Origin of the sequence: Nonomuraea sp. NPDC049480 (assembly GCF_044465905.1) — a bacterium.
In the GTDB taxonomy this organism is placed as follows: Bacteria; Actinomycetota; Actinomycetes; order Streptosporangiales; family Streptosporangiaceae; genus Nonomuraea.
Map to the genome: position 1 here is coordinate 856309 of NZ_JBITMD010000001.1, position 21128 is coordinate 877436.

Here is a 21128-nt window from a genome sequence, read left to right on the forward strand (position 1 = left end):
CGTCGCGACCGGGGCGGGACCTGCCCGCCCCGGTCAGCCGATCGTGTACACCTTCCCGGCCTCGGCGTCCCAGCTCACCGTGTCGCCGGAGCGCCGCACGGCCACCTCCCCCTGTTCGCCGCGCACCGGGCCGGCGGTCCGCACCGTGACCTCTCCGGTACGTCCCGCCCGCAGCGTGACCTTCTCGGCCGCCCCGTCGCGCCACGAGACGTCCACGGTCACGTCACCGCGGGCCCGCAGCCCGCGCACCGCCCCCGTACGCCAGGCCGACGGCAGCGCGGGCAGCATGTGGATCACCCCGTGGTGGCTCTGCACCAGCATCTCCGCCATCCCCGCGACGGCCCCGAAGTTGCCGTCGATCTGGAACGGCGGATGCGTGTCCCACAGGTTGTCCAGCGTCGAGTGTTTCAGCAGCTCGCCCAGCACCGTGTGCGCGTGATCGCCGTCGAGCAGCCGCGCCCAGAAGTTGATCTTCCAGGCCTTGCTCCACCCGGTGCCGCCGTCGCCCCGGGCCGCCAGCGTCACCTTGGCGGCCTCGCCCTCCGGGCTCCCCGCCGCGATCTGCCGCCCGGGATGCAGCCCGAACAGGTGCGACACGTGCCGATGCGTGTCGTCCGCCTCGTCCCAGTCGGCCTTCCACTCCTGCAGCTGCCCCCAGGAGCCGATCCGCAGCCCCGGGTCCAGCCGCTCCAGCACCTCCAGCACGCGCGCCCGGAACTCGGCGTCCACGTCCAGGACCGCCGCCGCCTCCGCGACGTTCGTGAGCAGATCCCAGACGATCTGCTGCGACATCGACGCCCCCGCCGAGAAGTCCCCGTGCTCGGGGGAGTAGCTCGGCGACACGACCAGCGTCCCGTCGCGCGGGTCGGCGTGCAGCGTGTCCAGCCAGAACTCGGCCGCCCCCTTCATCACCGGATAGGCGGTCTCGCGCAGGTAGCCGGCGTCGCCGCTGAACCGGTAACGGTCGTAGAGGTCCTGCGTCACCCAGGCCGCCGCCTCCGGGAACCAGAACGCGGTGGCCCAGTCGTGCACGCCGGTGAACCCGAACGGGTTCGTCTCGTTGTGCACCACCCACCCCTCGGCCGCGAACATCTCCCGCGCCGTCCGCCGGCCCGGCGCCATCATGGCCTGCACGTACTCGTCGTACGGGCGCGCCGTCTCGGCCAGGTTCGTCACGTCGGCCGGCCAGTAGTTCATCTGCAGGTTGATGTTGACGTGGTAGTCGCCCGACCACGCGGGGGCGGTGGAGTCGTTCCACACGCCCTGCAGGTTCGCCGGCAACGATCCGGCCCGGGAGGAGGCGATCAGCAGATAGCGCCCGTAGGCGAAGTACAGCGCCTCCAGCGCCCGGTCGGCGGCCGAGTCGCCCCCGGTGTAGGCCGCCCGCAGGCGGTCCGTCGGCACGTCCGGCGCCTCCTGCCTCAGGTCCAGCTCCACCCGGTCGAACAGCCGCGTGTAGTCGTCCTGGTGTGCCCGCCTGAGCGCGTCGTACCCCTGCGCCACCGCCTTGTCCACGGCCGCCGTGACGGCGTCGTGCGGGTCCTCGCCCCGGTACGCCGGGTAGACGGGGGCGTAGCCGGTCCCCGCGGACAGCACGAGCACCGCGCTGTCGGCCCCGGTGACCGTGACGCGGCCGGCCCCGTCCGTACGGGTGCCGCCCTCCACGACCACCTGCACCTGCGCCTCGAAGAGCATCCCGTTGTCCGCCAGCGCCCCGCGCATCGTCAGCCGCCCGTCGGCCACGCTGATCCGCTTGTCGTCGTGCGGTGACGACACGCGCAACGTGAACTCGACCGTGCCGGGCCGGTCGGCCGAGATCCGCCCGACGATCACGTTGCCCGGGTGGCCGGCGAAGTACTCGCGCGTGTGCCGCACCCCGCCGGACGTGTACGCCACCCTGGCCACGGCCTCGCGCAGGCTCAACTCCCTGCGGTAATCGTCAGAGGTGTCCGCGGGCAGGTCCAGCCACAGGTCGCCGAAGGTCTGGTACGCCCCGAACCCCGACTTCGGCTGCCCCAGCCTGGCCGCGACCTCCTCCGGCGCCATCCGCCCCTCGCGGTCCAGCGTCTCCCGCACCTCGGAGATCGCGTCCGGGCGCGGGCTCGTCCAGTTGCCGAAGTCGTACCCCTGCCGCGATCCTGGCCCTCCGGTCCACAGGGTCTTCTCGTTGAACTGGATCTGCTCCAGGCCGATCCCGCCGAAGACCATCGCGCCCAGGGCCCCGTTGCCGATCGGCAACGCCTCGGTCTCCCAGTCGGTGGCGGGCCGGTCGTACCAGAGCGTCAGGTGTGAGCCTGTCATGGACCACAACCGTAACAACCGTGCCAAGTGGTCTAGTGGAATAGCGGTGAAGTGGTCTATTTCTCTGGACCGGCAGCGTCCTAGCGTGGCGGTGTGAACGACTCCCGTGCGGTCCTGACGACCCTTCTGCACCAGGTTCCCCCGTTCCTGCCCGAGGGGGCGGAGGTGATGACCATGACGGTCGAGCTGCCGCCAGGCTCTCCCGGCACGCCGCCGCACCGGCATTCCGGGCCGGTCTTCGGCTACATGCTCGACGGTGAGATGATTTTCGAGCTCGAAGGCGAGCCCGAACGCGTGATCCGGGCGGGCGAGGCCTTCTGGGAGCCCGGCGGCGATGTGATCCACTACCAGGCGGGCAACAACCTGCCGGACGCGTGGAGCCGGTTCGTGGTGGTGATGGTCGGCGTTCCCGGCGAGCCGATGCTCACGCTCGTCGGCGCGCACGAGCTCGAAGCCCGCCGCGACCGCCGTGCTCCGAGAAAGGACTCCTGAGCATGCATGTCTTCCTGGCCGGCGGCACCGGCGTGCTGGGCCGCCGGATCGTGCCCTTGCTGGTGGCCGCGGGCCACACGGTGACCGCGACGACGCGCGACGAGGCCAAGGTCGCGATGCTGCGCGATCTGGGCGCCACGGCCGTGCGCGCCGACGTCTACGACGCCGCGGCGCTGGCGGCCGCCGTCCGCGAGTCCGGCGCGGACGTCGTGATGCACCAGCTGACCGACCTGAGCGCGGGCGATTTCGCCGCCAACGCCCGCGTCCGGGTGGCCGGCACGCGCAACCTGGTCGACGCGGCGCTGGCCGCCGGGGTGCGGCGCATCGTGGCGCAGAGCATCTCGTGGATGTACGAGCCGGGCGACGTCCCGGCCGTCGAGGAGATCCCGCTCGACCTGCACGCGCCGGAGCCGCGCCGCACGGGCGTCGAGGCCGTCGCCGCACTGGAGACGGCCGTGCGGGAGCTGCCCGAGTGGGTGGTGCTGCGGTACGGGCTGTTCTACGGCACCGGCACCTGGTTCGAGCCGCGCGGAGCCAGGGCGGAGGCGGCCCGGTCGGGTGCCCTCGTGGCCGATGCCGACGTGACGAGCTTCGTGCACGTGGACGACGCCGCGACCGCCGCCGTACAGGCGCTCGCATGGCCGTCCGGGCCCGTGAACGTCTGCGATGACGAGCCCGCCCCCGGGCGGGACTGGCTGCCCGCGTTCTGCCGGGCCGTGGGGGCGCCCGCGCCGCCGGAGAGCGGCGCGCCGCGGAGCAGGGTCGCGCGGGGGGCGGACAACCACTACGCGCGCAAGCACCTGGGCTGGACGCCCGAATACGCGTCCTGGCGTGCGGGCTTCGCCGCCCTCGCCTGAGCCGTTCAGCGCTCGCCACACGCCGCTCGGCCCTGTCGGGTCAGTCCGCGAGCCCGACGGCGTCGATCACCTCGACCAGCCGGTCCAGGGCCTGCTGCCAGGCATGCTGGGGCGGGGTCGCGTAGCCGAGGACGAGCGCGGCGGGCCGCTCGCCGGACGGGCGGTGCCAGTAGGCGAGGCCGTGCAGGCCGTGCAGGCGTACCCCGGCGTAGCGGCCCACCTCGATCAGCCGTGCCTCGTGCCCGGCCGAACCCACCGGCAGCAGGGCGTGCAGGCCGGCGGCCACGCCGCTCAGCGGGGCGGGCAGCCGCCGGACCAGCTCCGCCCTGCGGCGCCGGTAGGCCAGGCGGACGCGGCGGATGTGCCGGTCGTACTCGCCGCGCTCGATGAGGTCCGCCAGGGCCAGCTGCTCGATCACGGGCACCCCCGTGCCGGTCTCCTCGATCGCGCGCACCAGCGGGTCGTGCAGGGCCGCCGGCACGACCAGCCAGCCGAGCCGCATCCCCGGGGCGAGCGACTTGCTGGCGCTGCCCGCGTACACCACCCGGTCGGGCGCGAGTGCCTGCAGCGCGCCGACCGGCTGCTGGTCGTAGCGGAACTCGCCGTCGTAGTCGTCCTCGATCAGGTAACCGTCGTGCCGCCGCGCCCAGTCCACGAACGCCGCGCGCCGCCGTGGCGCGAGGACGACGCCGTACGGGTGCTGGTGGGCGGGGGTGAGCAGGGCGGCGCCCGCGCGTGCGGTCAAGCCGTCCGGGTCCGCGCCGGTGGGCCCGACCTCCAGCGGAGGCGTCGCCAGCCCCGCGGCGTGCAGGAGGCGGCGGTGCCGGTCGAGCCCGGGGTCCTCGGTCGCCACCTCGCGTACGCCGAGGCCGCTCAGCGCCCGGCCCAGCAGTGCCAGCCCGGCGGCGAACCCGCCCACCACGATCACCCGGCCGGGGTCCGCGCGCACACCGCGGGTGCGGGCGACGTACCCGGCGACGGCCTCGCGCAGCGCCGTCAGGCCCGTGGGCGGGCCGTAGTCCCAGAGCTCCGGGTCGGCCGAGGTCAGAACCCGGCGCACGGCCGAGGCCCAGGCCGCACGCGGGAAAGCTCCGATATCGGGCCTGCCCGGCCGCAGATCGACAGCCTCCGGCCGGTGCCCCGCAGCGGCGTCAGGCCGACGACCTCGGCCCGCCCGGCCCTCCATCGTCGGACCCGTATCGGCCGCCGCCGGGGTCGGGGACACTCGCGTGCCCGAGCCCGGCCTGCCCACCAGCCATCCCTCGGCGATCAACTGCGCGTAGACCTGGACGACCGTGCCGCGGGAGATCCCCAGGTCGGCCGCCAGGTTGCGACTGCCGGGCAGGCGGGTCCCGGCCGGCAGGCGGCCCGAGCGAAGCGCCTTACGCAACGCCTCCTCCAGGGAGCGCCCGACCCGGCCAGGGCGGCGATCCACATCGACGTGCAGATCCAGGCCCTTCGGCTGCTCCACGAACTCACGATCCTACGGCCCGGCAGCGCCCCGGCAGATCGGATGGCCGAACGCGAGGTGAGGCCATGGACACAGCTCAGCCGGTGTTCTGCAGGCCCGCCGCCACCCCGTTGACCGACAGGAGCAGGAGCGTGGACAGCCGGTCGCGCTCCTGCTCCGACGGATTGCCGGTGCGCAGCGCGCGCAGCGCACGGAGCTGGAGGTGCGACAGCGCGTCCACGTACGGGTCGCGGAGCTGGACGGCGCGCGAGAGCACCTTGCGGTTCTCCAGCAGCCTGGTGTGCCCCGTCACGCGCAGGACCAGGTCGCGGGTTCGGTCGTACTCCTCCAGCACCTGCCGGGTGAAGTCCTCGCGGCCGCCCAGGGCCAGGTAGCGCTTGGCGATCGAGCGGTCGGTCTTGGCCAGCGACATCTCCGCGTTGTCCAGCATCGCGTTGAACAGCGGCCACTCCGCGTACGCGGCCCGCAGCTCGTCGAGCGAGCCCACCGAGGCCAGGCCGGTGCCCAGGCCGTACCAGCCGGGCAGGTTGACCCGGGTCTGCGCCCACGCGAACACCCACGGGATCGCCCGCAGGTCGTCGAGCGAGCGCGGCGCGCCCAGCCCGCGGCGCGCCGGGCGGGAGCCGAGGCGCAGCGTGCCGATCTCCTCAAGCGGGCTGACCAGGCCGAACCACTCGGGGAAGCCCTGCGCCTCGGTCAGCGCCCGGTACGCCTGCTCGGACGCGACGGCCACCTGCTCGGCCAGCCCGCGGAAACGCTCGGCCGCGGCCGCGGTTCGGGCGCCGATGGCGGGCGAGGAGGCCAGCAGGACGGCGTTCGTGACCTGCTCCAGGTGGCGGCGGGCGATCGCGATGTGGCCGTAGCGGGCGAAGATGACCTCGCCCTGCTCGGTGACCTTGAACCGGCCCGCGACCGAGCCGGGCGCCTGGGCCAGCACCGCCCGGTTGGCCGGGCCGCCGCCGCGGCCGAGCGCGCCGCCGCGGCCGTGGAACATGCGCAGCTTCACGTCGTGCTCGGCGGCCCAGGCGGTCAGCGCCTCCTGCGCCTCGTACAGGCGGAGCGTGGCGGCGGCCGGGCCGAGTTCCTTGGCCGAGTCGGAGTAGCCGAGCATGATCTCCATGCGCCGGCCGGTGGTCGCCAGGCGCTCCTGGACCTCGTGGATCTCCAGCATGCCGGTCAGCACGCGCGGTGAGTTGGCCAGGTCCTGTCCTGACTCGAACAGCGGCACCACGTCCAGCACGGGAGCGCGGTTGCCGAGCGCGCGCCGGGCCAGCTCGTAGACGGCCGCGATGTCCTCGGCCGTGCGGGTGAAGGAGACGACGTAGCGGGAGCAGGCCGTGACGCCGAACCGCTCCTGGATCCAGCCGATCACCCGGAGCGTGGCCAGGACCTCCTCGGTGCGCTCCGACGGCTCGCCGCCGCCCCGCAACTCCTCCAGCGCGGCCGCGTGCACCTGGGAGTGCTGGCGCACCTCCAGCTCGGCCAGGTGGAAGCCGAACGTCTCCACCTGCCAGATGAGATGCTGCAGCTCGCCGTACGCCTGCCGCGGCGCCGAGGCCGCCAGCGACTCCTGCGCCAGCCGCAGGTCGGCCAGCAGCTCGGCGGGCGAGCGGTAGGCCAGGTCGAGGTCGCGGCGGCGGGTGGCGGCGATGCGCGCGGCCACGAACAGCAGCCACTGCCGGTGCGGCTCGCGCGGCGAGCGGGTGGCCAGCTCGGAGACAACCTCGGGGTGCGCGTCCACGGCCCCGGCCAGCGCCGCCTTCAGCTCCCGGGAGCAGGGGGCGAACTGGGTGGAGGCGGTGAGCGTGCGGGCGATGCGCGAGCAGGCGGTCTCCAGTGCGGACAGCACGTGCTCGGACTGGATCTGGATGGTCTCGCGGGTGACCTTGGCCGTGACGTTGGGGTTGCCGTCGCGGTCGCCGCCGATCCAGCTGCCGTACCTGATGAAAGGGCTGGCCTGTGGCGGGCGGGTGCCGGTGCCCGGGTCGAGCGCCGCGTCGAGCGCGCGGTAGACCTGGGGCACCATGCGGAACAGCGTCTCGTCGAAGGCGGCCATGGCCGTGCGCACCTCGTCGAGCGGGTCGAGCTTGGTCGAGCGGAGCTGGGCCGTGCGCCACAGCAGGTCGATCTCCTCCAGCATGCGCCGCTTGCTCTCGGCGCGCTCGGAGGCCCCGCGACCCGGGCTGTTGTACTCGGTGAGCTGGGTGCTGACGCGCTGGATGGCGGTGACGACCGCCCGCCGGCGCGCCTCGGTCGGGTGCGCGGTCAGCACCGGGTGCAGCTCCAGGCCCGCCATCAACTCGGCGACGCGGTCGTGGCCCAGCTCGTGGACGGCCTGCGCCAGCGACTCCCGCTGGACCCTGCCCTCGGCGTCCCGCTCGCGCAGCGTGCGGATCCGGTAGTGCTCCTCGGCCAGGTTGGCCAGGTGGAAGTAGCACGTGAACGCGCGGGCGACCTGGACGGCCCGCTCGATCTCCCATGCCGCGACCATGTCGGTGATCACGTCGGCCGAGATCTCGCCCCTGCGCGCCGCGATGACGGCCTTGCGCAGCCGTTCGACGTCCGCCAGCAGGTCCTCGCCGCCCTGCTCGGCGAGCACCTGACCGAGCAGCTTGCCGAGCAGCCGCACATCGTGGCGCAGCTCGTCCGGCATCTCGGTTACGGCCGCGCTGCGATGTTCGAGCCCCTGGTCAATCATGCTTTGAAGGGTAGCGAGTCGTTCAAAACGCCCGTAGACCGGTCTCACCCATTGGACTAGACCACCGCGAGGGAGCTGGTCAAGAAGCCTTTGAGACCGCGGCCAGCAGTTCGGGCAGGCGGGCGAAGCCTATCCGCGCGGACAGCCGCCGGCCGAGCGTCTCGGCCAGCAGCCCGTAGAACGGCGCCACCACGCTCACCCACAGGAGCCCGAAGGCGAGCGGCACCACGAACGGCAGCGACAGCAGCGCGATGCCGAGCATCGCCCCCATGGACGAGGCGAACGCCTGCCCGCCCTGGCCGGGCGCGGCGCCGCTGAAGGCGTTCATCCGCTCGGGCACCGAGTACGGCAGCACGACGCTGGTCACGGACCCGACACCGAGCCCGATCCCGAGCGCGCCCCACCCGGACAACATCGCGGGCACGATCGCCGCCGGGTGGCCGGTGAGCAGGCCGGTGCCGACGGCGATCACGGCGAGCAGCGGGACCGCGACGAGCGCGCTGGCCAGGTGGCGTCCGGCCAGGTCGGTGACCAGGCTGCGCTCGGAGCCGAACGTCACGGCGTTCATCCACAGCGAGCGGCCGTCGATGCCGAACGCGTTGCCCGACTGAAGGGCGATCATCAGGGCGCCCACCGTGGTGATCATGATCGGCACCCCCTGGCCCGGCGCGCCCTCGGCGGTGCCGGTCAGCGAGAACGACAGCACGAGCGTGACCACGAGCGCGCTGAACCAGCCCACCCGGAACCTCGGCTCGCGCCTGATGTACTTCAGCTCCTTGGTGACCACCGCGGCCAGCGGCCCGTCCGGAACGAGCCGGTCCACCAGACCGGACTCCTTGCGTACGGAGGCCGCCTGGGTGGAGGCGTCCGGCGTCACCAATGCGCGGCTCAGCGCCTTGATCCACAGCCAGGCGAGCGCCATGACGACCAGCGCCAGGAACACCAGCTCAGCCACCCCCGCCAGGCCGCCGTCGGCGATGGCGTGCGCGGCCATGCCGGGCGGGGTCCACCTGAGCATGGCCGCCATCTGGTGCAGCCCCGCCTCGGGGTCGCCGAAGTCGCGGTTCATCAGCAGGTTGGGCAGCTGCGCGAGCACCACCACGAGCAAGGCGGCCACGGCGAGCACGTCGCGACCGCGCCGCGTGCGCAGCGCGCTGGACAGCGACGTGGTGATCAGCCGCGACGTCACCACGCAGAGCGCGAACTGCAGCAGCACGGCCGGCACCCCGAGAAGGACCCCGCCCGGGCCGGTGGGGAGCGCGATCAGGGCGCCGGACGTGACCACCAGCATCGCGGCGGGCCAGACGCCGGTCGCGGACGCGGTGAACATGCCGATCGCCAGCGTGCGCGTGCGCAGCGGGAACAGCGACAGCTTGGCCGGGTCCAGCGTGTCGTCCAGGCCGAACGCCAGCAGCGGCACGATCATCCAGCCGAAGAGGAAGAACGCGAACGCGACGATGACGAGCGAGGACCTGATGTCGGCGGGCGCCAGCCGGAGCAGGCTCATCAGGAAGAAGCCGAGCGCGGCCAAGCCGGTGGCCATGACCAGGGTGAAGATGAAGCCGAGGCGGCGCTGGAGGTCGCCGCGCAGATTGCCGGCTAGCAGCTGGAGCTTCAGCCGCGCGAACAGCGCCACCGTGCTCACGGGGCCCACGGCGCTCACCGTGCTCACGGGGCTCCCCCGGGCTTGTCCTTCGCGCCCAGCCACGTCAGGCCCGCCTCCCGGCCCTGGGCAGGGCCGCCGACCAGCTCCAGGAACGCCTGGTTGAGGCTCCGGCCGCCGCGTACGTCCTCCAGCGGCCCCTGCGCCACGATGTGGCCCGCGCTCATCACCGACACCCAGTCGCACAGCCGCTCGACCAGGTCCATCACGTGGCTGGAGAAGATGACGGTCGAGCCGGAGGCGGTGAAGCGCTGGAGCACCTCGGTCAGCGTGTTGGCGCTGACCGGGTCGACGCCCTCGAACGGCTCGTCCAGGAACAGCACCGACGGGTTGTGCAGCAGCGCGGCGGCCAGGCCGATCTTCTTGCGCATGCCGGTGGAGTAGTCGACGACGAGCTTGTCGGCGGCGCCCGCCAGGTCCATGACGGCCAGCAACTCGTCGGCCCGCTGCTCGACCTCGCTCTTGGGGATGCCGCGCAGCCGCCCGGCGTAGAGCAGCAGCTCGCGGCCCGAGAGCCGCTCGAACAGCCGCAATCCCTCGGGCAGCACCCCGATGCGGGCCTTGACCTCGACGGGATCGCGCCAGACGTGGAACCCGTCCACCTCCGCCGCCCCGCCGTCGGGGCGGAGCAGCCCGGTGATCATGCTGAGCGTGGTCGTCTTGCCCGCGCCGTTCGGCCCGACCAGCCCCGCGAAGCTGCCCGCCGGGACGACGAGATCGACCTCCGCGACCGCGACCTGCTGTCCATACCGCTTGAACAGGCCATGGGTGCGAACCGCATCCGTCATGGAACCAATCTATGGGGAGGGACTAGCCTTGCGCGCATGAGTGCAGCTGCGGATTCCATGCCGGAGAAGCCGGACATCCATACGACTGCCGGGAAGATCGCCGACCTGGAGCGGCGCCTCGACGAAGCCGTGCACGCCGGCTCCTCGGCCGCGGTCGACAAGCAGCACGCCAAGGGCAAGATGACCGCGAGGGAGCGGGTGCTCGCGCTGCTGGACGAGGGCTCCTTCGTGGAGTTCGACGAATTCGCCAGGCACCGGTCGACGATGTTCGGGCTGGAGAAGCGGCGGCCGTACGGCGACGGGGTGATCACCGGTTACGGCACGATCGACGGACGGCAGGTCTGCGTGTTCTCGCAGGACGTGACCGTGTTCGGCGGCTCGCTCGGCGAGGTGTACGGCGACAAGATCGTCAAGGTGCTGGACATGGCGCTCAAGACCGGCTGCCCGATCATCGGGATCAACGAGGGCGGCGGCGCGCGCATCCAGGAGGGCGTGGTCGCGCTCGGGCTCTACGCGGAGATCTTCAAGCGCAACGTGCACGCCTCCGGGGTGATCCCGCAGATCTCGCTCATCATGGGCGCCGCGGCCGGCGGGCACGTCTACTCCCCCGCGCTGACCGACTTCGTCGTGATGGTGGACCAGACGTCGCAGATGTTCATCACGGGTCCGGACGTGATCAAGACGGTGACAGGCGAGGAGGTCACGTTCGAGGAGCTCGGCGGGGCCCATACGCACAACACGAAGTCGGGTGTGGCCCATTACCAGGCGTCCGACGAGGACGACGCGCTCGACTACGTCAAGGCGCTGCTGTCGTACCTGCCGTCCAACAATCTGGACGAGGCCCCGGTCTTCGAGGCGGCCGCGGACCTGGATCCGGATCCCGGGCTGGACGAGCTGATCCCGGACTCGGCGAACCAGCCGTACGACATGCACCGGGTGATCGAGCACGTGCTCGACGACGGAGAGTTCCTGGAGGTGCACGCGCTGTTCGCGCCGAACGTCGTCGTCGGGTACGGCCGCGTGGACGGCCAGTCGGTCGGCGTCGTCGCGAACCAGCCCATGCATTTCGCGGGATGTCTGGATATCAACGCATCCGAGAAGGCCGCCAGATTTATTCGAACATGTGATGCGTTTAATATTCCAATACTGACTTTTGTTGATGTACCGGGTTTCCTGCCCGGCACGGATCAGGAATGGAACGGAATCATCCGCCGCGGCGCCAAGCTCCTCTACGCCTACGCCGAGGCCACCGTCCCCCTGATCACGGTCATCACCCGCAAGGCGTACGGCGGCGCGTACGACGTCATGGGGTCCAAGCACCTCGGCGCGGACGTCAACCTGGCCTGGCCCACCGCGCAGATCGCGGTCATGGGCGCGCAGGGCGCGGTGAACATCCTCTACCGGCGCGAGCTGGCCGCCTCCGACGACCCCGAGGCCGAGCGGGCCAGGCTCGTCACCGAGTACGAGGACACGCTGGCCAACCCGTACATCGCGGCCGAGCGCGGCTACGTGGACGCGGTGATCCGACCGTCGGAGACCCGCTCCCAGGTCGTCAGGGCGCTGCGGGCGTTGCGGAACAAGCGGGCGACGCTGCCGCCGAAGAAGCATGGGAACATCCCGCTATGACGGCACATCTGCGCATTGTCCGAGGCGACGCCACGCCCGAGGAGATCGCCGCTTTGGTGGCCGCGCTCGTCATACGACACGCCGAACCGGAGACCCCTCCCGAACCGCGCCGACAAACGTGGCGAAACCCCGCCAGAGGTATGCGTAAGCCTGTCCTTCCAGGGAAGTCGGCATGGCGGGTGAGCGCCCTACCCTAGATAGATCCTGGGAAACGGGTGTCAAGCTCCCCGGGAGTTGGGACTATCTAGAGAAAGTAGGCGTATATAGTCGGCCGATCAACTAACACCGCGGCCTGGAGGACGACATGGCCATCCCAGACCTCGTGCCGCATCCTGTGGCAGCCAAGTACGCCGTCCTAGTGGATGTCGGTTATCTGTACGCGGCGGCGGGTGAAGTACTGCTCGGCGCGAAGGAACGCAAGGAATATCGGGTGGCCGCGGATGAGCTCATCCAGAGTCTACAGAAACATGCAGAGGAACGTATTTCTGGCGAACTTCTGCGGATCTATTGGTATGACGCAGCCCGTGACCGCGTGCCCACCGTCGACCAGCGGGTCATCGCCCAGCTCCCTTGGGTCAAGGTGCGACTTGGCAACCTGAACGCCCGTGGCCAGCAGAAGGGCGTGGACGCGCAGATCAGAAGCGATCTGGAGGCCCTGGCAAGGCATCATGCGGTCACCGACACCATCCTGCTGGCGGGCGACGAGGACATGGTTCCGGCGGTGGAGGCGGCGCAGGCGTACGGCGTGCGCATCCACCTTTGGGGCGTCGAACCGCCTTACGGCACCAACCAGGCCGAGCGCCTGGTGTGGGAGTCGGACACCGTGGAAGTGATCTCCGCTGATTTCCTGAGGCCCTTTTTCAGCCGTGCTCCGCAACCCGTCCCGGTCCAGCCGCCCGCCGCTCCCTCGCCCGCCCAGGTGTTCGCCGGGCGCGCGCCCGTCAAGCCGCACGCCAAGCCGGGCCAGGTGGCCAAGCTGGGGCCGAGCCGGCCACGCGTGGAGGACGTGGGCGAGCACGTGGCGCAGAAGTGGATACTCACGCGCGGCCGCGACAACATCCGGGACCTGCTGCCCGGGCCGATCCTGCCGACCGTGATCGACACCGAGCTGCTGATCGAGGCGGAGAAGGAGCTCGGCCACTCGCTGCGGCCGTTCCCGGAGGCCCGGGTGTGGCTGCGCGACGGGTTCTGGGCGCGCGTCTACCGCGAGTTCGACCTGGGTGTGGGGGTCTCGTCGAAGTAGCGGGGCACCGGCCGCTCCAGGAGGGCTTCGGCGATCGCCGTGCGGGCGTACAACACGTACCTGCCCGTGCGGTGCTCGGCGCGTACCTCGCCGTCGGCGGGCTCGGCGCGGAGAATCCATGTCCGATTCCCGCCGGTCACCCGTTCGGACCTGCTGACCTGGCGTTTGACGCTGACGTCCGATTTCCGCCAGTCAGCCCCCGCGCAAGCGCATAACGTCGGAGGCATGGCACCACTAGAGCTCGACTTCGACTCGTGCTACCGGGCCGTCTCCGCGAGGGACGCCCGGTTCGACGGGCGCTTCTACACGGCGGTGACGACGACACGCATCTACTGCCGTCCGATCTGCCCCGCCCGTACACCGTCGTTCCGCAACGTGCGCTTCTACCGGCACGCGGCGTCGGCCGAGGCCGCAGGGTTCCGCCCGTGCAAGCGCTGCCGTCCCGAGCTCTCCCCCGGCGACCCCGGCTGGGACCTGCGCGGCGACCTCATCGGGCGCGCTCTGCGGCTGATCGACGACGGCGCGGCCGACGAGCAGGGCGTCGCGGGGCTGGCCAAGCGGCTGCACATCACCGAGCGGCACCTGCACCGGCTGTTCGCGGCCGAGCTGGGCGTCGGACCACTGGCGGTGGCCAGGACGAAACGGCTGCTGCTGGCCAAGCAGTTGCTGACCGAGACCGGGCTTCCGGTGACGGACGTGGCGTTCGCGGCGGGGTTCGGGAGCGTGCGGCAGTTCAACGCGACGATGCGGGAGACGTACGGCTTCACGCCCAGCGAGTTGCGGGCCACGGCCGGGCCGCCGGTCTCCGACGCGACGCTGCGGCTCCGGCTGCACCGGCGGGAGCCGTACGACGTGGAAGGCGTCTTCGCGTTCCTGGCTTCCCGGGCGATTCCGGGGCTGGAGGTGGCGGACCGGACGTCGTACTCGCGCGCCGTGCCGGGCGGGACGATCACGCTCACGCCGCGGCGGGACCACATCGCGCTGGACGTGGCGGTGACGGACACCCGGCAGCTCGCCCGCGTCGTGGCGCGTTGCCGCCGCCTCCTCGACCTGGACGCCGACCCCGACGCCATCGCCGAGATCCTCGGCCAGACCTCGCTCGGGCCCTTGGTGACGGCCCGGCCCGGGTTGCGCGTGCCGGGGGCGTTCGACGGGTTCGAGCTGGCGGTACGGGCGGTCGTGGGTCAGCAGATCTCGGTGGCGGGCGCCCGTACGCTGCTCGGCCGCATCGTGGCGCGGGCCGCCGCCCCGGAAGGCCTCTTCCCCACCCCTGACCACCTCCTGGAGACCGACCTCACCGGCCTGGGACTGACCAACCGCCGGATCGACACGCTCAAGGACCTGGCCTCCCGCCTGGCCGACGGCCACATCGACCTGGACGGCGGCCAAGATCCCGCGGAGGCGGTGGCGGGGCTGCTCGAAGTCCCCGGCATCGGCCCGTGGACGGCCAGCTACATCGCGTTGCGGGCGCTCCGCGACCCCGACGCCTGGCCCGCGGGCGACCTCGTGCTCAAGAAGCGCATGACCGCCCTGGGCATTCCCGACGACCACATCGAGCGGTGGCGGCCCTGGCGGGCGTACGCCGCGCTGCATCTCTGGAGCTCATCATGATCACTGCTCAACTCATCCCCAGCCCCGTCGGCCCTCTGGCCGTTTTGTCCCGCGAGGGTGTGCTGGTGGCCGCCGGCTTCACCGCCGACCCCAAGGAGATGTTCGCCCGTCTCACGCCCGCGCTACAGGCGGAGGGCCTGGAGGTCGCAGACGACGTGGGCGCCGTTTCGGAGGCCGTCCGGGCCTACCTCGCGGGCGACCTGGACGCCCTCGACGCCATCCCGGTCTCCCAGCCGGGCTCCCCGACGCGCAAGCGGCTCCACGCGGCGTTGCGCGAGGTCAAGGCGGGGACGACGGTGTCGTACGCGGAGCTGGCCGAGCGGGCCGGGCTGCCGCGGACGGCGGCACGGGCCGCGGGCTCGGCCTGTGCACAGAACCTGATCGCGCCGTTCGTGCCGTGCCACCGGGTGCTGCCCAGTGGCGGGGGGTATGGCGGGTACTACTACGGCGTACCGGTTAAAGAGTGGCTGCTTGCCCACGAATCCGGAGGTATCGTCAACTCAAAGTAATGAGATGACAGCATTCGGTAATGTGCCCGGCATGCCGACGCTCGAACACGAGTACCTACTGGAACTCGTCCGGAAGCGCCCGTCTCTGGCAGCCGATCTACTGACCGAGGCGGGTGTCTCCCCATCCCCCTTCGAAAAGGCCCGAATGGACAGCGGCGACTTCACGCAGTGCACGCCGACGGAATATCGGGCCGACGGGGTCATCGTGCTGGAGGACGACCATGGACCGGTGTCCGCGATCGTGCTGGAGGTACAGCGGCAATACGACAAGGACAAGCGCTGGTCCTGGCCTCTCTATCTGGCCGCCCTCCGGGCACGGCTGGAGTCTCCAGTCGTGCTCCTCGTCTTCTGTGAGGACGCGGCCACCGCCCGACAGTGCGCGGAACCCATCGATATGGGGCATCCCGGGTGGGTGCTGCCGCCTGTCGTGGTCGGGCCGAGCAAGATACCCCTGATCACAGACCGCGCCTGGGCCATCGACCAGCCTGATCTCACCCTCGTCTCGGCCATCACGCATGCACGAGCCGACGATGGCCCCAAGATCGCCCAAACACTCTGGGAGGCGGCCGACGAGCGACCCGAGGACCTGAGAGAATATGTCCGCCTGATGCTCATGCTCCTGCCCGACGACGCAGTTGCCAAGCTCAAGGAGACCTTGATGACGATGGTGATCGAACCTAGAAACCAGTTCATGCGCGACATGATCGCCCGCTGGCAAGCCGAAGGAGAGGCCAAAGGCAAGGCCGAGGGCAAGGCCGAGGGCAAGGCCAAGGGCGAGGCCAAGTCCATCCTGCTAGTCCTGGAGGCGCGCGGCATTCCCGTGCCCGACGAGGCGAAGACCCGCATCACCGAGTGCACCGACCTGGACATCCTCGAGTCCTGGGTCCGCAAGGCCGCCACCGCCGCCAGCGTCGACGAGCTGTTCGACTGATCCGATCGTCCGGTACCGAAGGCGCCGGTCGCGAGGGCGAACAGGGCGAGAGGCATAGAGTTCTCCTCAGACGACGTTAGTGAGCTTAGGCATTATTTGCATACGCACACTAACCAGCCATACAAGGATGCCGAGGAGGCTGTCACATGCCCCTGGCTGATGAGGCCGTCGAGGCGCGCGCCCAGGGCTGGCGCACCCTCGCGGCGCTGCACGCGAAAATCGAGGACAGGCTGGAGAAAGCGCTTCAGAAGGAGCACGGCCTCAGCGTGAGCGAATACACGGTCCTCGACGTGCTGGGCCGGCAGGACGGCTGGCACATGCGCATGCAGCAGCTCGCCCGCGCCGTCGTGCTCAGCCAGAGCGCCACGACGCGGCTGGTCGCCCGGCTGGAGAACCGCGGGCTGCTCAGGCGCTACCTGTGTGAGGACGACCGGCGCGGCATCTACTCCGAGGTCACGCCCGCCGGGCGCGAGTTGCTCGCGCGGGCGGGCCCCACGCACGACGCCGTGCTGGAGGAGGTGCTGGCCGAGGCGGCGGAGCAACCCGAGCTCGCCCCGCTCGCCGCGGTCCTCGGTTAGGGCTTGACGTTGCTCTGGATCTCGCCAACGGGCACGTCACGGGTGGCCTCCAGCTGCACGGGCGCGAACTGGAACGGCACCACGTCGTCCTGCACCTCGATCGTCCACACGGTGGTCACGGAGAGCGTGTACTTCTCGCGCGGCTGGTCGATCGACGAGCGCAGGTAACGCACGCCGCACGAGAACGTGCCGCCCTTGGTGTACGGCTTGCCGGCGGTGCCGCAGCCGCTCTCGTTGACCTCGGCCCGGTCCTGCGTCGTGCCGGGGTCGATCTTGATGTCCTGGAGGTCGGCGTTCAGGGTCACGCTCATGACGCCGGGAATCTCCGCCGTGATCGTGCGGCGCGGCTCGCCGACGCCCTCCAGCCAGACCCAGGTGGGCAGGTTGACATAGCTCTTGGCGTCAGGATTCAGCTTGACGGTGTGCTCGGGCACGGTCAGCGCGGCTCTGGCGATCTGCGCCAGTTGCTGGAGCGTGATCCCGGACGGCGGCGTCTGACCGGGCGGCACGAACACGCCGGTCGGGTCGAGGTCGGTCATGCAGAGCACGTGGTTCGGGTCGGCCCCGTTGTAGGCGGGTGTCCACCACCGCCCCGGCTTGTCCAGTTTGTCCTCGAAAGGCTTGAGGTACTCCTGGGCGTAATGCTCGTCGATCCGCGCCCGGTTGGCCGCGTCGCGGCCCGTCCTCTGCTGGTCGAGCATCTCCTGGGCGGATGGACCCGGTTCGTACCAGCACGGGCGCGGGATGCGATAGCCGTCGCCCTTCCCGCCTTTGACGCCGTTGCCGCGGTAGCGGATGACGTTGCCGACATACGCGAACGCCCTGTTGCCATCCTGCCCGACCTTGGCGGTGGTCTCGCCGGCGCCTTCTTCCGGCCCATCGAGCAGCAGCGGTGCCATGAGCAACGCCGCGATCAAGACTTTCATCGGGTGCACCTCTCTCTGCCGGTGGCGTACAGCTTCATGCGCCACACCCCGTCGTCGCCGCGGCGGACGCCCACGCTCTGGGGGTATGGGGTGCGCAGCCAGTCGGGTTGGGGCCTGATGACCTTTCCGGTGCGGGAGGAGATCACCCGGACCCCCGACTCGTCGACACACGCGGTGACCTCGGCAGCTCTGCCCATCCGCGCGGCCACCCGCAGGTTGTAGATCCGCCCGACCCCGCGCATCGTCCAGCCCTCGTCGACCCACTCCTTCAGCCACGTGCTCGCCCTGACCCCCGCTTCGAACTCGAGGCCCTTCGTGTAGACGGTCTTCCCCTCGACGAGGGCCTTCCGGGTGCCGACGTACTGGTCGACCATGGGCTTCAGCGCCGGGTGGGGGTCGGCCGGCCACTCCACCCGGATGCGCAGGCCCTCGCCGACGTCGACGGTCTGGGGGCCGGACGGCAGCTTCTCGTCCGCGGGCTGCTCGGCCTGTGCCGGGCTGCTCCCTTCGGGCGTGGCGGCCTCCTGCGGCGTGGCGGGCTTGGCCGCATCTCGCGGCGTGGCGGGCCTGGCCGCCTCTCGCGGCGCGTACGGGCTTTCTGCCTGGCCGCAGCCCGCCGCGGCGAGCAGGGCCAGCGCTATCGCGATTCGTCTCATGCCGATGACTCCCTCACCACGTGGATCCGCCACGTGGGCAGCAGTTCTTCGATCAAGGCCTCGGTCTCCGGGGCCATCCCGCCGCCGTACGGGTGCGAGGCCGCCCTTCTGGTCAGGCCCTCGACGACGGCGCGCAGGCGTACGACGTCCTCTGTCGCGTGCGTGGCCCGCAGCAGGTCGCGCCACAGACCCTCGTCGTCGGGCGCCAGCAGCAGCGCCGCGCGTACGGCGGCCACCGCGGCGTCCGGCTGGTCCTGGGCGAGCCTGAGCTCACAGAGTTGGTGCGCCGCGTCGGCGACCTCGGCGGCCACGTCGTACTCCAGGTCCTCGGCCGCCAGCCACGCGTATCTGCCGGGCGGCCGGCCCGTCAGCAGCGGGCCTCTGACCAGGCCGAGCGCCTTCTCCAGGAGGACCGACCTGGCCGTCGGGTCGCCGTGCGAGCGGCGGACGAGCTCGCGGAACAGCGCCCAGTCCGTACGCACCTCGGGCCCCAGCCGCAGGCGGCCGGCCTCGTCGGTGAGCAGGTGGCGCGGCCCGAGCCATTCGGCGACCCTGGCGATCGTGGCGTCCCTGACCATCTCCTGGACGCCGCGCGGCCACAGCACGCCCCCGAGCACGACGGGATGCACACCGCCGGGATGCGTGGCCAGGTAGACCAGCAGCTCCGTGGCCAGGGCCATCCGGCCCTCCTCCAGCGGGCCAAGGCCGAGGACCTCGATGGGGCCGAGCATCCGGATCTCGACGGCGGGCGGTTGCGTGCCGGCCAGGGGTTCCGGCTCGGGTATGGACTCGCCGTCCATCCGGCCTGCCGTGCGGAACAGGTCGACGAGCGCCCGGTAGTGGCGGCGGGGCAGGAGCTGGGCGTCCACCTCGAAGCCCAGTTCGGCGATCTTGGCCTTGCCGTCGTCGGTGATCTCCAGCGTCCAGGTGGCGTGCGGGACGTCGCCGGCCACGACGTACCCGGCGGTGTCCCTGCGGGCCAGCAGCGCCAGCCGGCGCGCCTCCTCGTGCGTGGGCGCCACCGAGGACAGCAGGTAGTGGGCGTCGCGCGGGCTTCCGGTGATGCGGCCGGTCAGCACCTCCCTGCGCGGAGCCGCGGCGGCCTCCAGCTCGGGCAGCACCTCGGCCAGGCCGCCGACGGCCCTGATGCGGTCGGGCGCGATCGCGGTCAGCTCCTCGCCGAAGCCGACGAGCGTGACGCGCATGCCGTCGGACCAGCGGTTGGTGGCCAGTTCGACGGCGATGGCGGCGAGGGCGGCCGTGGTCTGCGGCCCGCGTACGTTGATCAGGCCCTGTGCGGCCTCCAGGTCGACCAGCACGCGGCCGTGGGAGTTGGTGCCGATCGAGACCAGCCCCGGGTACGGCGCCCCACCGGGCTGGTCCTCGAGCAGGCGGCCCTCGTGCGCGGGCAGCCGCCACACCTGGCCGCCGTCCTGGGCCGTCCAGGGCGGGGGCGGGTCGGCGTCCGGCGGATGGACCCACAGGTCGAGCGTGCGGGGCGACAGGTGGGCCGCGTACACGGTGGGCGGCGTGCGATGCTGCGCCGCCAGCTGTGCACCGAGCAGCCGCAGGCCGATGTCGAGGATGCGGGCGCCCGGCGCGTCGCCGCCCAGCCTGAGCGCGACCTCGGCCTCGGCGGCGTCGCCGCGCGGGCGGGCGATCCTGCGGCCGAACACGCGGCGCCAGAGCTGCTCGCGGCGCCGCCTGGCCAGCACGAGCAGCAGCCCGGCGGCGGCCAGCGAGGCCGCGGCGAGGTATTCGACCAGCTCGTTGTCCTGGGCTTCCCGAATGACGGTGGGTTGCTCCTCCTGCCGGGGATCCTGCTGCTCCGGCAGGCGGTGCTTGGCGCCGCCCCGCTTGGTCTCCTCCTTCTCGACCTCGCCGTGGATCCTCCCGTCGGGGACCTGCGCCCGGCCCGGGTGCTCACGCAACGTCTGGTCGCGGGGCTGGTCGACGGGGACGATGTGGACGTGCCTCGCGTCGTCCGGCATGTCGAGCACCCAGCCTGGCCTGATCAGGTCGGCCATCCGCAGGCGGGAGCCGTCCGGTTGCTCCTTCGCCTGGTTGAGCCGGTAGATCTCGGGGTATCGGCGGCCGTCGCCCAGGCACTTCTCCGCGATCTCCCACAGGCTCTCGTGGTGCCGCCCGTGCGGGGGCTGGACGACGTACACCTTCTTGGTCTTGTTCGTCTCCAGTTGCTTCTCGACGATCGGCGCCGAGTACGCCACCGCCGTCACGGGCGGCGCGGCGGGAGCGGGCCCGAGCTTGGCGATCGGCGCGATCATCGCCCCGGTCGTGAAGAGCAGCAGCACGGCGCCGACGAGCTTGTTGGCGAGGGCCTGCGTGCCGCCGGAGAGCGGTACGCGTGCGGGCATCCCGACCCGGCGGACCCCGGCGTACACCTCGACGAGCACGCACGCGAACAGCTGGAACCAGGCCAGCCACACCAGCAGCACCAGCACGGCCACGATCGTGCTCGGCCCGACGCGCCCGGTGAACGTCTCGAGGTCGAGCAGCTCGGGCCGGAGCGGCGGCCCGACGAACGTGAGCAGCGCGTACGGCACCCCGCCCACCAGCGCGATCAGCACGACCAGTGCCAACAGCCCGGCGAACACGTCGCCGGCGCTGCGTCTGGCCGAGATGCGCGCGGACGTGTGGCGCCCATGGGAACGCGCGGGCTCTCGCGTCGGCATCGCCTCTCCGTCTCTTTCAGCTCGGGAGCTCCGCTCCCCTCGAATCTCGCGTCCAGCGTCCTGCCGCACGCGTTCCGCATCCATT

Annotated in this window: 18 protein-coding genes; 9 read left to right on the forward strand and 9 right to left on the reverse strand. The window is 71.5% G+C overall.

Features of this window, described 5'->3' with window-relative positions; genetic code table 11:
* Window positions 1–33: 33 nt before the first annotated feature.
* Window positions 34–2301 (reverse strand): glycosyl hydrolase family 95 catalytic domain-containing protein, encoded by a 2268-nt coding sequence (locus tag ACIBX3_RS03990; protein WP_397112812.1) that lies wholly within the window; start codon window positions 2299–2301, stop codon window positions 34–36.
* Window positions 2302–2394: 93 nt separating this feature from the next.
* Between ACIBX3_RS03990 and ACIBX3_RS03995 the strand changes: the two genes are divergently transcribed.
* Both ACIBX3_RS03995 and ACIBX3_RS04000 read left to right on the forward strand, forming a co-directional pair.
* Complete coding sequence (locus ACIBX3_RS03995) at window positions 2395–2793, forward strand: cupin domain-containing protein (protein WP_397112814.1); 399 nt, start codon at window positions 2395–2397, stop codon at window positions 2791–2793.
* A 2-nt stretch (window positions 2794–2795) separates the two neighbouring features.
* Window positions 2796–3650: an NAD-dependent epimerase/dehydratase family protein gene (locus ACIBX3_RS04000; protein WP_397112816.1), complete on the forward strand. Its 855-nt coding sequence runs from the start codon at window positions 2796–2798 to the stop codon at window positions 3648–3650.
* A 40-nt stretch (window positions 3651–3690) separates the two neighbouring features.
* On the opposite strand, the gene ACIBX3_RS04005 is transcribed toward ACIBX3_RS04000, so the two are convergent.
* From ACIBX3_RS04005 to ACIBX3_RS04020, 4 genes are all read right to left on the reverse strand, one after another.
* Window positions 3691–5121: a PLP-dependent aminotransferase family protein gene (locus ACIBX3_RS04005; protein WP_397112818.1), complete on the reverse strand. Its 1431-nt coding sequence runs from the start codon at window positions 5119–5121 to the stop codon at window positions 3691–3693.
* 76 nt (window positions 5122–5197) lie between these two features.
* Entirely contained in the window at window positions 5198–7819 is a 2622-nt protein-coding gene (locus ACIBX3_RS04010) for a phosphoenolpyruvate carboxylase (protein ID WP_397112820.1), read from the reverse strand.
* 79 nt (window positions 7820–7898) lie between these two features.
* Complete coding sequence (locus ACIBX3_RS04015; RefSeq protein WP_397112822.1) at window positions 7899–9491, reverse strand: hypothetical protein; 1593 nt, start codon at window positions 9489–9491, stop codon at window positions 7899–7901.
* Entirely contained in the window at window positions 9488–10270 is a 783-nt protein-coding gene (locus ACIBX3_RS04020; RefSeq protein ID WP_397112824.1) for an ABC transporter ATP-binding protein, read from the reverse strand. The genes ACIBX3_RS04015 and ACIBX3_RS04020 overlap by 4 nt, the downstream gene beginning before the upstream one ends.
* Window positions 10271–10306: 36 nt before the next feature.
* Here ACIBX3_RS04020 and ACIBX3_RS04025 point away from each other — a divergent pair, with 36 nt between their 5' ends.
* The 3 genes from ACIBX3_RS04025 to ACIBX3_RS04035 all read left to right on the forward strand — a co-directional run bounded on the left by ACIBX3_RS04025 (window position 10307) and on the right by ACIBX3_RS04035 (window position 13139).
* Window positions 10307–11896: an acyl-CoA carboxylase subunit beta gene (locus tag ACIBX3_RS04025; RefSeq protein ID WP_397112826.1), complete on the forward strand. Its 1590-nt coding sequence runs from the start codon at window positions 10307–10309 to the stop codon at window positions 11894–11896.
* A complete protein-coding gene (locus tag ACIBX3_RS04030) occupies window positions 11893–12093 on the forward strand; it encodes an acyl-CoA carboxylase subunit epsilon (RefSeq protein ID WP_397112828.1) in 201 nt (66 codons plus the stop codon). The genes ACIBX3_RS04025 and ACIBX3_RS04030 overlap by 4 nt, the downstream gene beginning before the upstream one ends.
* 107 nt (window positions 12094–12200) lie before the next feature.
* Window positions 12201–13139: an NYN domain-containing protein gene (locus ACIBX3_RS04035; protein ID WP_188191168.1), complete on the forward strand. Its 939-nt coding sequence runs from the start codon at window positions 12201–12203 to the stop codon at window positions 13137–13139.
* Here ACIBX3_RS04035 and ACIBX3_RS04040 read toward each other — a convergent pair.
* Entirely contained in the window at window positions 13097–13279 is a 183-nt protein-coding gene (locus tag ACIBX3_RS04040; RefSeq protein WP_397112830.1) for a hypothetical protein, read from the reverse strand. The two genes, ACIBX3_RS04035 and ACIBX3_RS04040, sit on opposite strands and share 43 nt — an antisense overlap.
* 85 nt (window positions 13280–13364) lie before the next feature.
* Here ACIBX3_RS04040 and ACIBX3_RS04045 point away from each other — a divergent pair, with 85 nt between their 5' ends.
* The 4 genes from ACIBX3_RS04045 (at window position 13365) to ACIBX3_RS04060 (ending at window position 16768) form a co-directional block, all read left to right on the forward strand.
* Window positions 13365–14750 (forward strand): AlkA N-terminal domain-containing protein, encoded by a 1386-nt coding sequence (locus ACIBX3_RS04045; RefSeq protein WP_397112832.1) that lies wholly within the window; start codon window positions 13365–13367, stop codon window positions 14748–14750.
* Window positions 14747–15259, forward strand: coding sequence for a methylated-DNA--[protein]-cysteine S-methyltransferase (locus ACIBX3_RS04050; protein ID WP_397112834.1), 513 nt, complete (start codon window positions 14747–14749; stop codon window positions 15257–15259). The genes ACIBX3_RS04045 and ACIBX3_RS04050 overlap by 4 nt, the downstream gene beginning before the upstream one ends.
* A 31-nt stretch (window positions 15260–15290) precedes the next feature.
* Complete coding sequence (locus ACIBX3_RS04055) at window positions 15291–16190, forward strand: hypothetical protein (RefSeq protein WP_397112836.1); 900 nt, start codon at window positions 15291–15293, stop codon at window positions 16188–16190.
* 146 nt (window positions 16191–16336) lie between these two features.
* Window positions 16337–16768: a MarR family winged helix-turn-helix transcriptional regulator gene (locus ACIBX3_RS04060; protein WP_397112837.1), complete on the forward strand. Its 432-nt coding sequence runs from the start codon at window positions 16337–16339 to the stop codon at window positions 16766–16768.
* Here ACIBX3_RS04060 and ACIBX3_RS04065 read toward each other — a convergent pair.
* The 3 genes from ACIBX3_RS04065 to ACIBX3_RS04075 are packed head-to-tail and all read right to left on the reverse strand — an operon-like array spanning window position 16765 to window position 21043.
* Window positions 16765–17694 (reverse strand): hypothetical protein, encoded by a 930-nt coding sequence (locus ACIBX3_RS04065; RefSeq protein ID WP_397112839.1) that lies wholly within the window; start codon window positions 17692–17694, stop codon window positions 16765–16767. The two genes, ACIBX3_RS04060 and ACIBX3_RS04065, sit on opposite strands and share 4 nt — an antisense overlap.
* Complete coding sequence (locus ACIBX3_RS04070; protein ID WP_397112841.1) at window positions 17691–18350, reverse strand: hypothetical protein; 660 nt, start codon at window positions 18348–18350, stop codon at window positions 17691–17693. Before ACIBX3_RS04070 ends, ACIBX3_RS04065 begins: the two co-directional genes overlap by 4 nt.
* The gene (locus tag ACIBX3_RS04075) at window positions 18347–21043 is read right to left on the reverse strand and encodes a BTAD domain-containing putative transcriptional regulator (protein WP_397112843.1); all 2697 of its coding nucleotides are present in this window, start codon (window positions 21041–21043) and stop codon (window positions 18347–18349) included. Before ACIBX3_RS04075 ends, ACIBX3_RS04070 begins: the two co-directional genes overlap by 4 nt.
* Between the last annotated feature and the right edge of the window lie 85 nt (window positions 21044–21128).

Bases quoted from the DNA above. Each gene is read 5' to 3' on its own strand.
- ACIBX3_RS03990 (WP_397112812.1), bottom strand. From the start codon at position 2,301: ATGACAGGCTCACACCTGACGCTCTGGTACGACCGGCCCGCCACCGAC.
- ACIBX3_RS04000 (WP_397112816.1), top strand. From the start codon at position 2,796: ATGCATGTCTTCCTGGCCGGCGGCACCGGCGTGCTGGGCCGCCGGATC.
- ACIBX3_RS04010 (WP_397112820.1), bottom strand. From the start codon at position 7,819: ATGATTGACCAGGGGCTCGAACATCGCAGCGCGGCCGTAACCGAGATG.
- ACIBX3_RS04020 (WP_397112824.1), bottom strand. From the start codon at position 10,270: ATGACGGATGCGGTTCGCACCCATGGCCTGTTCAAGCGGTATGGACAG.
- ACIBX3_RS04025 (WP_397112826.1), top strand. From the start codon at position 10,307: ATGAGTGCAGCTGCGGATTCCATGCCGGAGAAGCCGGACATCCATACG.
- ACIBX3_RS04030 (WP_397112828.1), top strand. From the start codon at position 11,893: ATGACGGCACATCTGCGCATTGTCCGAGGCGACGCCACGCCCGAGGAG.
- ACIBX3_RS04035 (WP_188191168.1), top strand. From the start codon at position 12,201: ATGGCCATCCCAGACCTCGTGCCGCATCCTGTGGCAGCCAAGTACGCC.
- ACIBX3_RS04045 (WP_397112832.1), top strand. From the start codon at position 13,365: ATGGCACCACTAGAGCTCGACTTCGACTCGTGCTACCGGGCCGTCTCC.
- ACIBX3_RS04050 (WP_397112834.1), top strand. From the start codon at position 14,747: ATGATCACTGCTCAACTCATCCCCAGCCCCGTCGGCCCTCTGGCCGTT.
- ACIBX3_RS04055 (WP_397112836.1), top strand. From the start codon at position 15,291: ATGCCGACGCTCGAACACGAGTACCTACTGGAACTCGTCCGGAAGCGC.
- ACIBX3_RS04060 (WP_397112837.1), top strand. From the start codon at position 16,337: ATGCCCCTGGCTGATGAGGCCGTCGAGGCGCGCGCCCAGGGCTGGCGC.
- ACIBX3_RS04065 (WP_397112839.1), bottom strand. From the start codon at position 17,694: ATGAAAGTCTTGATCGCGGCGTTGCTCATGGCACCGCTGCTGCTCGAT.
- ACIBX3_RS04070 (WP_397112841.1), bottom strand. From the start codon at position 18,350: ATGAGACGAATCGCGATAGCGCTGGCCCTGCTCGCCGCGGCGGGCTGC.
- ACIBX3_RS04075 (WP_397112843.1), bottom strand. From the start codon at position 21,043: ATGCCGACGCGAGAGCCCGCGCGTTCCCATGGGCGCCACACGTCCGCG.